The following is a 13,774-nucleotide window of genomic DNA, read 5'->3' on the forward strand; positions in this document are numbered from 1 at the left end:
ACCCTCGGGCTAAAACATGTCATTTTCGTCATAATTCGGATCGGAAATAACGATCACAACTCGCCGATTAACTTGTAGATTTTCAATTGATGTATTAGGCACAACAGGTCTAGTGTCTCCATAACCCGTTGCAACGAATCGCTTCGGATCTAAATCACTGGTTTCCACTAGATAACGAATGACACTGCTTGCACGTGCCCCTGAAAGTTCCCAGTTTGAAGGATATCGAAATGTTGAAATCGGACGACTATCGGTATGCCCCTCAACCTTAACCATATTTGGAATCGCTTCAAGTAGCGTTCCAACCTTACTTAAAAAAGGTTCAGCGCTAACAAGGATTTCTGCTTCAGCCGTTTCAAACAATGTCCGTTCTTGCAAAACAAGTACGACTCCTCGGTCATCTCTCGTCGCAGAGATAAGCTCAGTCATTTCGTTAACCTCTAAAAATTCCTGAACTTCTTGAAGCAGCTCATCCATGTCTACTTCATTAGCATTATTTTCTTCTTCACCAAAATCTCCTTCTTTAAAAGGATCTTTTCTCTGCTCCCCTTTTTCATCACTAGGGTCCACAAACTCAATGGGAGAGGGCATAAACTCAAAAATTTGTCTTTGTTGAAACGATTCAGCTATTGCTCGAAACTTTTGTGCATCAACAACTGACATCGAAAAAAGCAAGATAAAGAAAACGAGAATGAGTGTAATCATATCAGCGAAGGTAACCATCCATTTAGGAGCCCCTTTGTCCACTGGTTTCCGCTTACGCTGCATCGTTTTCATCTCCTAGTTCAACTTTATTCTGCTTTTCACTTGTAAAGGCACTTAGTTTTTCTTCAAGGATTTTTGGGTTCTGACCAGACTGGACTCCAATTACCCCTTCAATAATAATTTGTTTTATAAAGACTTCCTGATCGGTTTTATTCGCTAATTTAGTTGCCATCGGAATAAAGACTAGGTTTGCTAATAAAGATCCATATAAGGTCGTTAATAGAGCAACAGCCATATTAGGGCCTAACGTTGATGGGTCATTTAAGTTTTGAAGCATAAGGACGAGACCGATCAGTGTACCAATCATTCCCCAAGCAGGTGCATATTCGCCTGCTTTTTCAATAACAGCTCGTCCTTTACGATGGCGCTCCTCCATCGCAACAACCTCAGCCATCATAATATCCTTAATAATATCTGGTTCAACACCATCTACCGCCAAAAGCACACCTTTACGGATAAAAGGGTCCTCCACTTCATCAAGCCCCACTTCAAGTGCAAGTAATCCTTCTCTCCTTGCCTTCCCCGATAAATCAACAAATGTGTTAATTAGTTTTTGTAGATCATGGTCTTCTGAACGAAAAGCCTCTCTCATTACTCTTGGCATTGTTTTTAATTCTACCAAAGAGAACGTAATGATAATCGCAGCAATGAATCCACCGAATACAATCAAAATGGAAGCAATGTCGAGCATGAAAACAAGGCCGGAAATCCCAGCATTTGTGAGTACAGCCAATAACATAACGACAAGTCCCAGAACAATTCCTATCGGTGTTAGAAAATCAAATTTTTTCATAATTCTCTCCCTGCCCTAGTAATGCTGGCTAGTTTGACTTTGTTGATTGTCTAAACTCGATGCGGTGAGGTAGGACAACAATATGGTCACTAACTTCTTCTTTATTCATATACTTTGTTAATAAACGCATCGATACGGCTCCAATATCATACATTGGTTGAACAACCGTTGATAATGTCGGACGAACCATTGTAGCTAGACGGGTATTATCAAAACCTAGCACTTCAAAATCTTCTGGAATGTTAAACCCCTTATCCTGAGCACCATGGATAATCCCTAGTGCCATTTCATCAGTCGATGCGAAAATCGCACTCGGCTTCTCATCTAGGTTTACAAATGTATCCATTGCTTCAATTCCTGAGTCATACGTATAATCACCAATAACTACAAATTTCTCTTCAAACGTTAATCCAGCATCTTCAATTGCGCTGCGATAACCGTCAAACTTCAAATAACCGTTAATTGGATCATCTAAAGAGCCAGAAAGCATTCCAATTTTCGAATGACCTTCTGAAATAAGATGGGTAATTGCATCATAAACCGCTTGCTTATAATCGATATTAACTGAAGGAATTTCTTTCTCCTCGTCTAATGTTGCAGCTAACACAATCGGAACTGGAGAACGTTTGAACTGCTCTACGTGCTCGTCAGTAATGTGCCCACCCATAAAAACAATTCCATCCACTTGCTTCTCTAATAGCGTATTAATTAAATGGATTTCCTTATCTTTGTTTTGGTCTGAGTTACAAAGAATAATATTGTACTTATACATTGTTGCAATATCTTCAATTCCTCTAGCAAGCTCTGCAAAAAAGATACTTGAGATATCCGGGATAATTACACCTACCGTCGTCGTTTTCTTACTTGCTAAACCACGCGCAACAGCATTAGGGCGGTAACCAAGACGCTCAATAGCTTCTAGTACCTTCTTTCTTGTTGCTGGTTTTACATTTGGGTTTCCGTTAACAACACGTGATACTGTTGCCATCGAAACACCAGCTTCTCTTGCTACATCATAAATAGTCGTATTCACTTTTGTTCCTCCTCTATATCAACGTCAAATTTCGCATACTGAATGTATTGTTATCATACGATACTATGTTGAGGTCCGCAATGTCTTTACTGTACTTATATCGACAAAGTTTGAAAATTTTTTCATTACATTTTCATTTTGTTCACACTTATTTTTCTATATTCTTAGTCTATAAGAAAATTATTAGCTATAAACGCCATTTTTAAAAGGAAAATGTTAAAGAGGTCTGTTTTTTTTCAACATAATGTGCTTTCATCTACACTCATCCCTAGTAAACTATTTCGACTATTCAAAAAAAACAGCCCTTCATGTTTACATGAGGGCCGTTGTTCTTCATTAGTTTTTATATAAACCAGAAGCTAATAAATCATCAATAAATTTATTGAATGTCGGAATATCCATTTGCTGTGCTGAATCAGATAATGCAACTGCTGGATCCGGATGAACTTCAGCCATAACAACATCTGCACCAATCGCAAGCGCCGCTTTCGCAGTCGGTAAAAGAAGGTCACGACGACCAGTTGAATGCGTTACATCTACCATAACTGGTAAGTGTGTTTCTTGCTTAAGAATTGGGACTGCAGAGATGTCTAATGTATTACGAGTTGCTTTTTCATACGTACGTATACCTCGTTCACAAAGCATAAGGTTACTGTTACCTTTTGAAACAATGTACTCAGCAGCATGAATAAATTCTTCAATTGTTGCTGCAAGTCCGCGTTTTAATAAGACTGGTTTATTTACTCCACCAACTGTTTTTAGTAATTCAAAATTTTGCATATTACGAGCGCCTACTTGAATGACATCTACATACTCTAATGCAGTTTCAACATCACCAGGAGTCGTAATTTCACTAATGACAACCATGTCAAGCTCATCCGCTACACGACGTAAAATTTGAAGCCCTTCTAGACCTAATCCTTGGAAATCATATGGTGATGTACGTGGTTTGTATGCACCTCCACGTAAAAGTCTAATCCCACGTTCCTTCATTGCCTTAGCAACTGTAAGTACTTGTTCATAGCTTTCAACGGCACAAGGTCCCATAACAAGGCGTTGCTTTCCATCACCAATAAGTTCACCCTTAAGGTCAACAACTGTATTTTCAGGATGCTTTTTACGAGAAACAAGTAATGCCTTACTGTTATCATCCTCTTGTAATTCTAAGCTAGCCTTGAAAATTTGTTTAAAAATATGTTGAAGTGTTGACGTTTCAAAAGGTCCTTCATTATGAGCAGCAATATGGTCTAACATCGCTCTTTCACGAACAGGATCAAAACGGTTAACACCTTGAGTTCCTTTAATCTTTCCAATTTCTTGCACTAACTGAGCTCTTTCGTTAATTAAGTCTAGAAGCTTAATATTCACCTCGTCTAATGCTGATCTCAACTTATCTACTTGTTCATTACTCATTCTACTCCACTCCCTCTTTACGTTAGCTTCTTTATAAGTTAGTTTTCATTATAAAGGATAAATTGAAGAATGTCACGATTTTTTTCTTTATCGCTTAAAAGCTTTTAAGCTTTTAAGCTTTTATGCACTAAAGTGGATAAGGAACGAATTACAGATTTTGCTTACGTTTTTCGACAATTTTTAGTAAAATGAATAAAAAGTCTAGTTTGAAATGTAGGTGATTGTCCTTGGCAAATGAAAGCTTTTCACCTCTCTTTGCTCTTGATATTGGTACACGGTCAGTTGTTGGCCTTTTATTAAAGCAAAAAGATGAGCAATATGAACTTTTAGATTTAGAAATTATAGAGCATCATGACCGTTCAATGCTTGATGGACAAATACATGATGTTCCAGCTGTGGCTATGGTTATTCAAAAAGTGAAATCCAAGCTTGAAGAAAAGCACGGTCCTTTAAAGAAAGTGTGCGTCGCTGCCGCTGGACGTTCATTGAAAACAAAACGGGCCTCGTTTGATATTGATATAAAGGGAAAACCTATGTTTGAACGAGATGATTTACTTCATCTTGAACTAAGTGCAGTACAACAAGCACAATATGCTTTAGCTCAAGAACAAGAGAGTGAATCACTCGTTCATTATTATTGTGTTGGCTATTCTGTTCTTACGTACCGGTTAGATGGAGAACCAATTGGTAGCTTATTAGACCAAAGCGGTCACACTGCAACAGTAGAAGTAATCGCAACATTTTTACCTAAAGTCGTTGTAGAATCATTACTTGCCGCTTTATCAAGAGTAAACCTTGAATTAGAAGCGCTTACGTTAGAACCAATAGCAGCTATCAACGTACTTATCCCGCCATCTATGCGTCGCCTGAATGTCGCTTTAGTCGATATTGGAGCCGGAACTTCTGACATTGCTCTTACTGATGAAAATACGGTCACAGCTTACGGAATGGTACCAGTGGCGGGTGATGAAATTACTGAAGCAATTAGTGATCATTTTTTACTAGATTTTCCCGATGCTGAAAACGTTAAACGACAACTCATTGCAAATGATGAAATAACGATGCAGGACATTCTCGGTTTTGAAACGACGTATTCTCGTTCTGATATCTTATCACCGATTCATGGGGCCATTCAAAGACTCGCACAATCAATTAGTGATGAAATCTTACGCCTAAATGGTCAAGCTCCGAAAGCAGTTATGCTCGTTGGTGGTGGAAGTTTAACTCCTGAATTACCTAAATTTATCTCACGATGTTTAGCGTTGCCGGAAAACCGTGTAGCTATTAGAGGAATTGATGCCATTAAAAATTTAATACTTCAAGATACTCACAAATTCGGGCCAGAGTTAGTCACTCCAATTGGCATTGCGATTGCAGCTAAGGAAAACCCAATTGAATATGTGAGTGTTAAGGTGAATGAGCAAACATTACGATTATTCGATGTGAAACGTTTAACAGTAGGTGACGGGTTACTTGCTGCTGGAGTTGATATTTCGAAGCTCTATGGAAAACCAGGCCTTGCAATCATGGTTACAGTCGAAGATAGATTAATCTCCATTCCAGGTCAACATGGTAAACCACCATTGCTCCTGAAAAATGGTGAACCTACTTCTTTAGATGCTCCTCTTAAAGCTGGTGACGAGGTGGTTGTAAAGCGTGGAAATGATGGTGAACAAGCAAACTTAACAATTAACGAGCTTATAGGTGATGTTCCAACAATACATGTAATGATTAACGAACAAGACAAGACAATCCCCGCAAAAATTCTTAGGAATGGCATGGAAGTCAACGGGAATGAGGCGGTACATGATCGCGATATTTATAAATTGATCTTCCCTAAAACAATCCGGGATGCATTACAACAGCTAAAACTACCGTTGGATCAATTTAGCTCTTATAAACTACTTGTAAATGATGAAGAAATCAAAATTCCTTCGTCCAAAAAAACATTATCTAAAAATGGACAGCCTGCTCAACTGGATGACCCAATTTACAGTAAAGATATCTTAAATTGGCAGGATGAATCAACGACTACATCTCCTCCATCGGTCAAAGATATATTAAAGTTACAAAATATCAACAGTAGCCAAACGATGACGATTTTCTTTAATGATGAAGAGGTGACGTTGGAGAAGCCCCTTGTAGACGTCTTACGAAAGGATACAAAGCTTAAGTTAGAAGACAAGGTTCATCAAGATGATCATTTGACGATTGAAACGAGAAACGCTGAGTCCTTTATCTTACAGGATATCTTTACAAAGGTTAATATTGATTTAAGTAATACGACGAATAAGACTTTATATCTAAAACGGAATGGCGAAGATACTAATTTTAGTAGCCCCATTTATGATGGCGATAAAATTCAGTTATTTTTCAATGAAAGCTATAATTAATAAAAAGAAGTCCCAATCACGGGACTTCTTTTCTACATTTCACGGTTTTGTTCTGCTTCTGTAATCTTGTTATAAATATTATCGACTTCTTCTTTTACAGTTTGCGCGACCTGCTCACTACCCTCTTGAAGTGTTTCGGCCACATTACCAGCAAGGTCTTGTGCAGATTCCGTCACTTCTTCTGCCCCTGTTTTTGTTGTAGCTGCAACCTCCCTTACTTTGTCAACTACTTGGGAAGACTGATCAGATACGGCTTTTGCAAGAGTCGATGACTTTTCCTTTGCAAAAGAAGCCCACTCATTTCCTTTTTCGTATGCTGTAGAAGTGATTTGACTCGTTTTCTCACGAGCAAGTTGTGCCTGTTCATTTAGTTCGTGACGTAATTCTTTTCCTGATTTCGGAGCCAATAATAAAGCACCTGCAACACCGACAAACCCTCCAATTAACGTCCCAATTAAAAAATCCTTTGTGTTCATATCTCCCATTCTAAATCTCCTCCTTATAGGTAGTTGACTTATCTCTGTTTCGTTGTTTAAATTTCATATATAAATCAATCGCAACATTTCCCCACTGTACCGCCTGTGCTATATGTTCAGACTGTTTAACTGTTGTTGATGCCACAGTATTTGAAACATTACGTATCGATTGATTCACGTGTTGGAATGAATGTCCTAGGTCCTTAACTGAATCGAACAGCATATGAACCGCTTCCGACTTTTCTTGAATATCTTCAGCTAATTGATTTGTTCGATGAAGAAGCTCTTCTGTTTCTTTTGTTATTCCATTCATCTGCTTTTCTAACCCTGCCATTGTATTCGCTACATGAAAAAGTGTGCGGTTGACCGACTTTAAGGTTCGTACGAGATAAATGACGAGTATAGCAAAAGCAACTGCAGCGATAATCGCACTTATGTATAATAATAATTCCATAGCTTGTCTACCCTCCTACTCTATTTTAGTACCCCTAACATGTCCTTATTAAACCTTCGTTATTTCATAATTCGATAAAACAATCGATTCTCCTGCAACTTTTTTACGTCCCAAAATAGCACTTTTGTATCCAGTACAATAATCGATTACAATAGATAAACAAAAGGAGGAATTGAAATGAGAGATCCAAGAATTCAAACGCTAGCCAATCGGCTCATTACCTATTCTGTTAACCTACAGAAAAATGAAAATGTTCTAATTGAGAATTTTGGTCTACAGCGTGAACTAGTAACTGCACTCGTAGAAGAAGCTTACGCAGCAGGAGGAAATCCCTTTGTACTATTGAAAGATCATCAAGTTGACCGTTCACTCTTTCTCCAAGCAAATGAACAGCAATTGCGCTTAATGGCTAAAGTTGAAGCGACAATGATGAACGAAATGGATGCTTACATAGGACTTCGTGCAGGTGATAACATTTCAGAGCTTTCAGACGTCCCAAGTGAGAAAATGGCGTTACATGGGAAGACGATTGGACAACTCGTCCATCGTGAAATACGAGTTCCTAAAACAAAATGGGTTGTTCTCCGTTACCCAAGTTCATCGATGGCCCAGCTCGCTAATACAAGTACAGAAGCATTTGAAAATTTTTATTTTAACGTGTGTAATTTAGATTATCAGAAAATGAGTCGCGCAATGGATGCACTCGTTACGTTGATGGAGAAAACAGACTCTGTTCGAATTACTGGACCGGGAACCGATTTACGCTTTTCTATTAAAGGGATACCAGCAATAAAATGCGCGGGAGAACATAACATTCCTGATGGTGAAGTATTTACAGCACCGATCAAAAATTCAGTTAATGGCACCATATCATACAATACACCATCTCCATACCAAGGATATACGTTTGAACATGTAAGCTTTACATTCAAGGATGGAAAAATCATCGAGGCAACGGCAAACGATACAAATCGCATCAATGATATTTTAAATACAGATGAAGGTGCACGGTTTATTGGTGAATTTGCGATTGGTGTTAACCCATATATTCAGCATCCGATGAAAGATATTCTTTTCGATGAGAAAATAGATGGTAGTTTTCATTTCACCCCAGGCCAATGCTACGATGAAACCTCGAATGGAAACGATTCATCTATCCATTGGGATCTTGTCATGATTCAACGTCCTGACTATGGTGGGGGCGAAATCTATTTTGATGATGTATTAATTCGAAAAGATGGACGCTTTGTATTACCAGAACTTGAGCAACTAAATCCTGAAAACTTAAAATAAACAACGGCTTTTCCACATAGTAGATGTTCAATATGTAAAAACCGATTCCCAATCCGAATAATCGACTGCTCTGTCTAACATGTAAAAGAGAGCTGAATCAAATCACCAGCTCTCTGTATTATTCATTATGCTAAAGTCTGTTCATATGCTTTCTGAAATTTTTGAATATCGCCGGCACCCATAAAAAGAAGCGTACAATCTTGGTGCTTCCTCAGTGATTCCACCTCAGACTCTGCTAAAACTTCTGCACCTGGAATAAGTGCTTGGAGGTCCTCAATGGTTAAGTTTCCGGCATTTTCCCTAGCAGAACCAAAGATATCACATAAGTATACGTAATCGGCTTGCTTTAAAGCCTCAGCAAATTCATGCAAAAATGCTTTTGTTCTAGTAAACGTATGCGGTTGAAAAATTGCCACAATTTGGTTGTCTGGGTATTTCTGCTTCGTCGCTTCAATTGTTGCAGCAATTTCCGTAGGGTGGTGCGCATAGTCATCAATTAAAATTTGACGGTCTACCTTTTTCTCCGTAAATCTACGCTTTACCCCTTGGAACGTACGTAAGTGCTTCTCCACATCTTCTGCTGGTACATTTTCATAGTGACATAAAGCAATAACAGCCAATGCATTTAATACATTATGCTTCCCAAACCCTGGAATTGTAAATGTACCGTACATATGATTACGTACATATACATCAAATGTTGTTCCATTGCTTGTCACGCTTACGTTACGTGCTTGAAAATCATTATCTTCACCATAACCATAATATACAACCGGAACATTGGCGTGAATCCCCTGAAGATGTTCGTCATCTCCACAAGCAACAATGGCTTTCTTAACCTGCATCGCCATTTCTTGAAATGCTGAAAACACGTCATTTACATCTTTAAAATAATCAGGATGGTCGAAGTCAACATTCGTCATTATGCAATAATCAGGCTTATAATTTAAAAAGTGACGACGATACTCACAAGCTTCAAATACAAAATACTTCGAATCTTCTTCACCCTTCCCTGTTCCATCTCCAATTAAATAGGAAGTAGGGTATGTTGCTCCTAATACATGTGAAAGTAAGCCTGTAGTTGATGTCTTCCCGTGTGAACCAGTCACAGCTACACTTGTAAAATTTTGAATGAAATCTCCTAAGAAATTAGGATATTTCGTTATACTGATATTCAAATGTTCTGCTTCTTGAACCTCTTCGTGTTCCGCACCATAAGCAGCTGATACAATAACATTCTGATTAGGCTTTATATTCTCTTTATTAAAAGGGAATATAGGTATCCCTTTGTTCTCCAACGGTATTTGCGTAAAAAACTGTTTTTCAACGTCAGATCCTTGAACATCATATTTCATATCGTGTAGAATTTGCGCAAGTGCACTCATTCCTGAACCTTTTATGCCAATAAAATGAAAGATTGCCATAATTGAACCTCCAATATTCTCATAGGTTAATGACCCATTTGAATGTTGTGATAGTTATGTAAGTCATCGACTCATTATACCAAAAAAAAAAAATTTCACAAATTCACGATTAAGTAATCACCCAATAGTCTATGTAAAAAAAAGAAAGAAAAGACCTACTTTTTAAGCAGGTCCTTGTTTTTAATCAACAAGTGCAAGTCTAGGATTATCATTAAAACGTCTCCCAGCCTTAGCCTCATGCTCGCCATTTAATATAACATTATCACCAGTAAAACCGATGTGAATTTTTAACAGGCTGCCACCGACTCCGTAAATATCGACTGGGACGCCTTCTTCTTCATATTTTTGTATTCGCTCTGCATTAAAACCACCTGTTGCAATAATTTTCACATGGTGAAACCCTTCTTTATCAAGTGCTTCTCTTAAAGCAAAAAGAAGTGCTGGATTTACTCCCCTAGGATCAAAAGCTCCCATTATTTCAGGATTACGACAGAAATATTGGTCCACCATCGTCCGTGAAGTGTCGACACGGACACCTTTTAATGTGTCACCAAATTCTCTAGCAACTTTTAAAGCATCTGTGATGACATCATTATTGTAGTCAACGAGAGCCATTAAGTCATCCTCAGGGTATGTCTCATGATAAGCTTTGGTTGCCGCAACAACATCACCCTTAAACAATTGAATCAGTGCATGAGGCATTGTGCCCATTCCTTTTTTTCCCCACCATTCATTCATTGCATGAGTCGCTTGTGCTGTTGATCCCCCTATATGGGCTGCGTAACCATCACCTGATTGCTGCGTGAAATGATCATCACGATCACCCATAAAAATAATTGGCTTTTGTACACCTGAGATTCGTGCAGCTTTTACAACATTATATACATTAGTTGCAACCGAGGTTCTTCTAGCAAAAATTCCATCGATGATTCCTTCAAGATAACCAAAATTCTGGTATGGACCAGTGATCGTTAGGACGGTTTCAAAAGGCTTAATTTTATCACCGTCTGTTAACGAACGAATTTCTAGCTCATTCGGGTTCTTGGCAAAGGTCCGAATTAAAGCAATTACTTCATCCGTCCCACAAACGATCGCATGCTCCTTCTGAAAAAACTGCATTGTCACAATATTATTTGCCTGATATTTCTCTACGATTTCTCGCGTTTTCAAAAAATAAACGGCTGAAAACCAACCTTCACGTATTCTTTCATCAAATTTAAACGTTTTATTCGTTAATCTCTTAATCTTCCCTTGCATCTTAAGTTCGATTTCTTTCATAGCTCGTCCAAGCTCCTTGTAACATCCCTTTATTCCATACTATTCTTTATCATATAAAACCTTCTAACGTAATACAAGGTTTTCCACTAATCTTACTTTATTCCGAAGAGTAAAGTGCTTCCTCAAGTTCAAGCTCATCCATAAGGACATGGCGTGGTTTACTGCCCATTGCTTCAGACACAACGCCACGAGCTTCCATCATATCGATTAATCGCGCGGCACGATTATAGCCAACTCGAAAGCGGCGCTGTAAACTTGATGCAGAGGCACTCCCCTGTTCAATTACAAAATGACATGCTTCTTCAAAGAGCTCGTCTTCTTGTTCATTAAATTCTTGTACCTTTTGTAACTGGTCTGTTTCAAGTAAATAGTTAGGAGCTCTTTGTTTTTTTACGTGAGCAATCACATATTCAATTTCTTCGTCAGATACAAACGTACCTTGTACACGTATCGGTTTTGGCGAGCCATTCTCATGAAAGAGCATGTCTCCTTTTCCTAACAGCCTCTCCGCTCCACTCATATCTAAAATCGTTCGAGAGTCAGTTGTTGAGGAAACTGAGAACGCAACTCGAGTCGGGATATTGGCTTTAATTAATCCTGTAATAACATCAACTGATGGTCGTTGGGTTGCTAATAATAAATGAATACCACACGCACGTGCTTTTTGTGCGATACGACAAATAGCATCCTCTACATCCTGTGGGGAAACCATCATTAAATCTGCTAATTCATCAATCACAACCAATATATATGGTAGTGCTGGTTTATCTGGAGAATCTGAATATAACTGATTGTACCTACCAACATCTCTTACCCCTTGTTGTGAGAAGAGCTCATAGCGCCTCTCCATCTCAGCAACAACCCACTTTAGTGCGGCAGTCGCCTGTTTAGCGTCTGTTATTACAGGGGTAATTAAATGCGGCAGTTCATTATATGGTGCTAATTCAACCATCTTCGGGTCAATCAAAAGTAGCTTAACTTCATCTGGATTTGCTTTAAATAGTAAACTAATTAAGATTGAATTAATACAAACGCTTTTCCCTGAACCAGTTGCTCCAGCAACAAGCCCATGAGGCATTTTCTTCAAATCAGTCACAATTGGCTGACCTGAAATATCTAGCCCTAATGCAACAGTCAAAGGGGAATCTGGTTGTATAAATACATCTCTTCTAAGAATTTCTCGTAAAAAAACAGGAACAGATGCCCGGTTTGGCACTTCAATTCCGATCGTATTCTTCCCAGGAATTGGTGCCTCTATACGAATATCCTTTGCTGCTAAGGACAGCTTAATATCATCTGTTAAATTCGTCACTTTATTAACCTTTACGCCACGAGCTGGTTGTATTTCAAAGCGAGTAACAGACGGTCCCTTTGTGACAAGAACTACTTTTGCATCAACATTAAAGCTTTGTAGAGTTTCTTCTAAGAGAGTCGCTTGTTCATCCAACCAGCCTGAATCATCCTCCGATTTCACTTGAGGGAAATTTAATAGTTGAATACTTGGATACATATAGGATGAACGCTCTTCTTTCTTAGGAAGAAACGATTTACGCTGCTCAGCTTTTTTTGAACGGTCCTGGGGGAGCATGATGACATTAAAAGGTACAGGAGGTTGTTCTCCTTTCGGTTCTGTAGAAACAGGCCGAGCTTCAGCGACCTGAGGCTTATTCTGAATAAACTCTTGACTCTCTTTCCGAGTCTTCAAATGAGTCGCTTCCTGGGATTGTTCTTGAACCGCTTCCCATTCCTCTTGAATCGCTACCTCGATCTCTTCTTCAACTTCTTCCCATGTTTCCTCTTGGATCGCTTCCTCGGCCTCTTCTTCAAACTCTTCCCATGTTTCCTCTTGGATCGCTTCCTCGGCCTCTTCTTCAAACTCTTCCCATGTTTCCTCCTGGACCGCTTCCTGGGTCTTTTCTTCAACTTCTTCCCTTGTTTCCTCTTGGACCGCTTCCTGGGTCTCTTCTTCAACTTCTTCCCTTGTTTCCTCTTGGACCGCTCCCCGAGTCTCTTCTTCAAACTCTTCCCATGTTTCCTCTCGGATCGCTTCCTCGGCCTCTTCCCACATCACCACTTGGCGTTCAACGTGTTTTGATGCAGCAATTTCATCAAAATTAGCTCCACTCTTCTCTTCATACGTAGGTTGCATTTTCTTTCCTATAACAAAATCAGGTTCGATTTGCTTCTCTTCTTTTACAGGCACTTGTTCGATGTTTTCAAGGTTGTTTTTATAGATTTCTTCAAGGTTTTCACTAGGTTTAGTTGGGACTTCTTCCTTTCGTCCTGCTCTTATATCCTCCATATGAAATGGAGAAAAAGCCGAGCTTTCCCTCTTTGTATCTTGAGTCGACTGATTTCGAAACCCATGAATAGGAGAAGGAATTGAAGTCGGTTTAAACTGGTTATTTGAGAAAGGTTTTTTTTCAGAAGAGCCTTCACTGTTTGGGTTTGA

The 13,774-nt window shown here is 38.9% G+C and carries 11 protein-coding genes; 2 read left to right on the forward strand and 9 right to left on the reverse strand.

All coding sequences use genetic code 11. The features are described 5' to 3' along the window. Positions 1-9 precede the first annotated feature (9 nt). The 4 genes from motS to B1R93_RS10070 form a co-directional block, all read right to left on the reverse strand. Entirely contained in the window at positions 10-768 is a 759-nt protein-coding gene (motS, locus tag B1R93_RS10055) for a flagellar motor protein MotS (protein WP_088103846.1), read from the reverse strand. Then, on the reverse strand, positions 758-1,558 hold the full coding sequence (gene motP / locus B1R93_RS10060) for a flagellar motor protein MotP (RefSeq protein WP_088103847.1): 801 nt from the start codon (positions 1,556-1,558) through the stop codon (positions 758-760). The genes motS and motP overlap by 11 nt, the downstream gene beginning before the upstream one ends. A gap of 28 nt (positions 1,559-1,586) precedes the next feature. Further along, positions 1,587-2,591, reverse strand: coding sequence for a catabolite control protein A (ccpA, locus tag B1R93_RS10065; RefSeq protein ID WP_088103848.1), 1,005 nt, complete (start codon positions 2,589-2,591; stop codon positions 1,587-1,589). Positions 2,592-2,927: 336 nt separating this feature from the next. Continuing rightward, entirely contained in the window at positions 2,928-4,004 is a 1,077-nt protein-coding gene (locus B1R93_RS10070; protein ID WP_088103849.1) for a bifunctional 3-deoxy-7-phosphoheptulonate synthase/chorismate mutase, read from the reverse strand. 227 nt (positions 4,005-4,231) lie between these two features. Between B1R93_RS10070 and B1R93_RS10075 the strand changes: the two genes are divergently transcribed. Then, complete coding sequence (locus B1R93_RS10075) at positions 4,232-6,397, forward strand: cell division protein FtsA (protein ID WP_088103850.1); 2,166 nt, start codon at positions 4,232-4,234, stop codon at positions 6,395-6,397. 32 nt (positions 6,398-6,429) lie between these two features. On the opposite strand, the gene B1R93_RS10080 is transcribed toward B1R93_RS10075, so the two are convergent. Together B1R93_RS10080 and B1R93_RS10085 are read right to left on the reverse strand one after the other, a co-directional pair. After that, positions 6,430-6,882, reverse strand: coding sequence for a YtxH domain-containing protein (locus tag B1R93_RS10080; RefSeq protein ID WP_088103851.1), 453 nt, complete (start codon positions 6,880-6,882; stop codon positions 6,430-6,432). Position 6,883: 1 nt separating this feature from the next. After that, positions 6,884-7,327, reverse strand: coding sequence for a DUF948 domain-containing protein (locus B1R93_RS10085; protein WP_088103852.1), 444 nt, complete (start codon positions 7,325-7,327; stop codon positions 6,884-6,886). Between the two features lie 177 nt (positions 7,328-7,504). Between B1R93_RS10085 and B1R93_RS10090 the strand changes: the two genes are divergently transcribed. Beyond that, entirely contained in the window at positions 7,505-8,620 is a 1,116-nt protein-coding gene (locus tag B1R93_RS10090; RefSeq protein WP_088103853.1) for an aminopeptidase, read from the forward strand. 125 nt (positions 8,621-8,745) lie between these two features. Here the strand turns inward: B1R93_RS10090 and murC are convergent, their stop codons facing one another. The 3 genes from murC to B1R93_RS10105 form a co-directional block, all read right to left on the reverse strand. Next, positions 8,746-10,044, reverse strand: a complete 1,299-nt coding sequence (murC, locus tag B1R93_RS10095; RefSeq protein WP_088103854.1) for a UDP-N-acetylmuramate--L-alanine ligase — start codon at positions 10,042-10,044, stop codon at positions 8,746-8,748. Between the two features lie 180 nt (positions 10,045-10,224). Next, positions 10,225-11,322, reverse strand: a complete 1,098-nt coding sequence (locus tag B1R93_RS10100; RefSeq protein ID WP_088103855.1) for a nicotinate phosphoribosyltransferase — start codon at positions 11,320-11,322, stop codon at positions 10,225-10,227. A 97-nt stretch (positions 11,323-11,419) separates the two neighbouring features. Then, a partial coding sequence (locus tag B1R93_RS10105) for a DNA translocase FtsK (RefSeq protein WP_133058652.1) occupies positions 11,420-13,774 on the reverse strand: 2,355 nt, incomplete at its 5' end.

This window comes from Halalkalibacter urbisdiaboli (assembly GCF_002156385.1).
Taxonomy (GTDB): Bacteria; Bacillota; Bacilli; order Bacillales; family Bacillaceae_D; genus Halalkalibacter_A; species Halalkalibacter_A urbisdiaboli.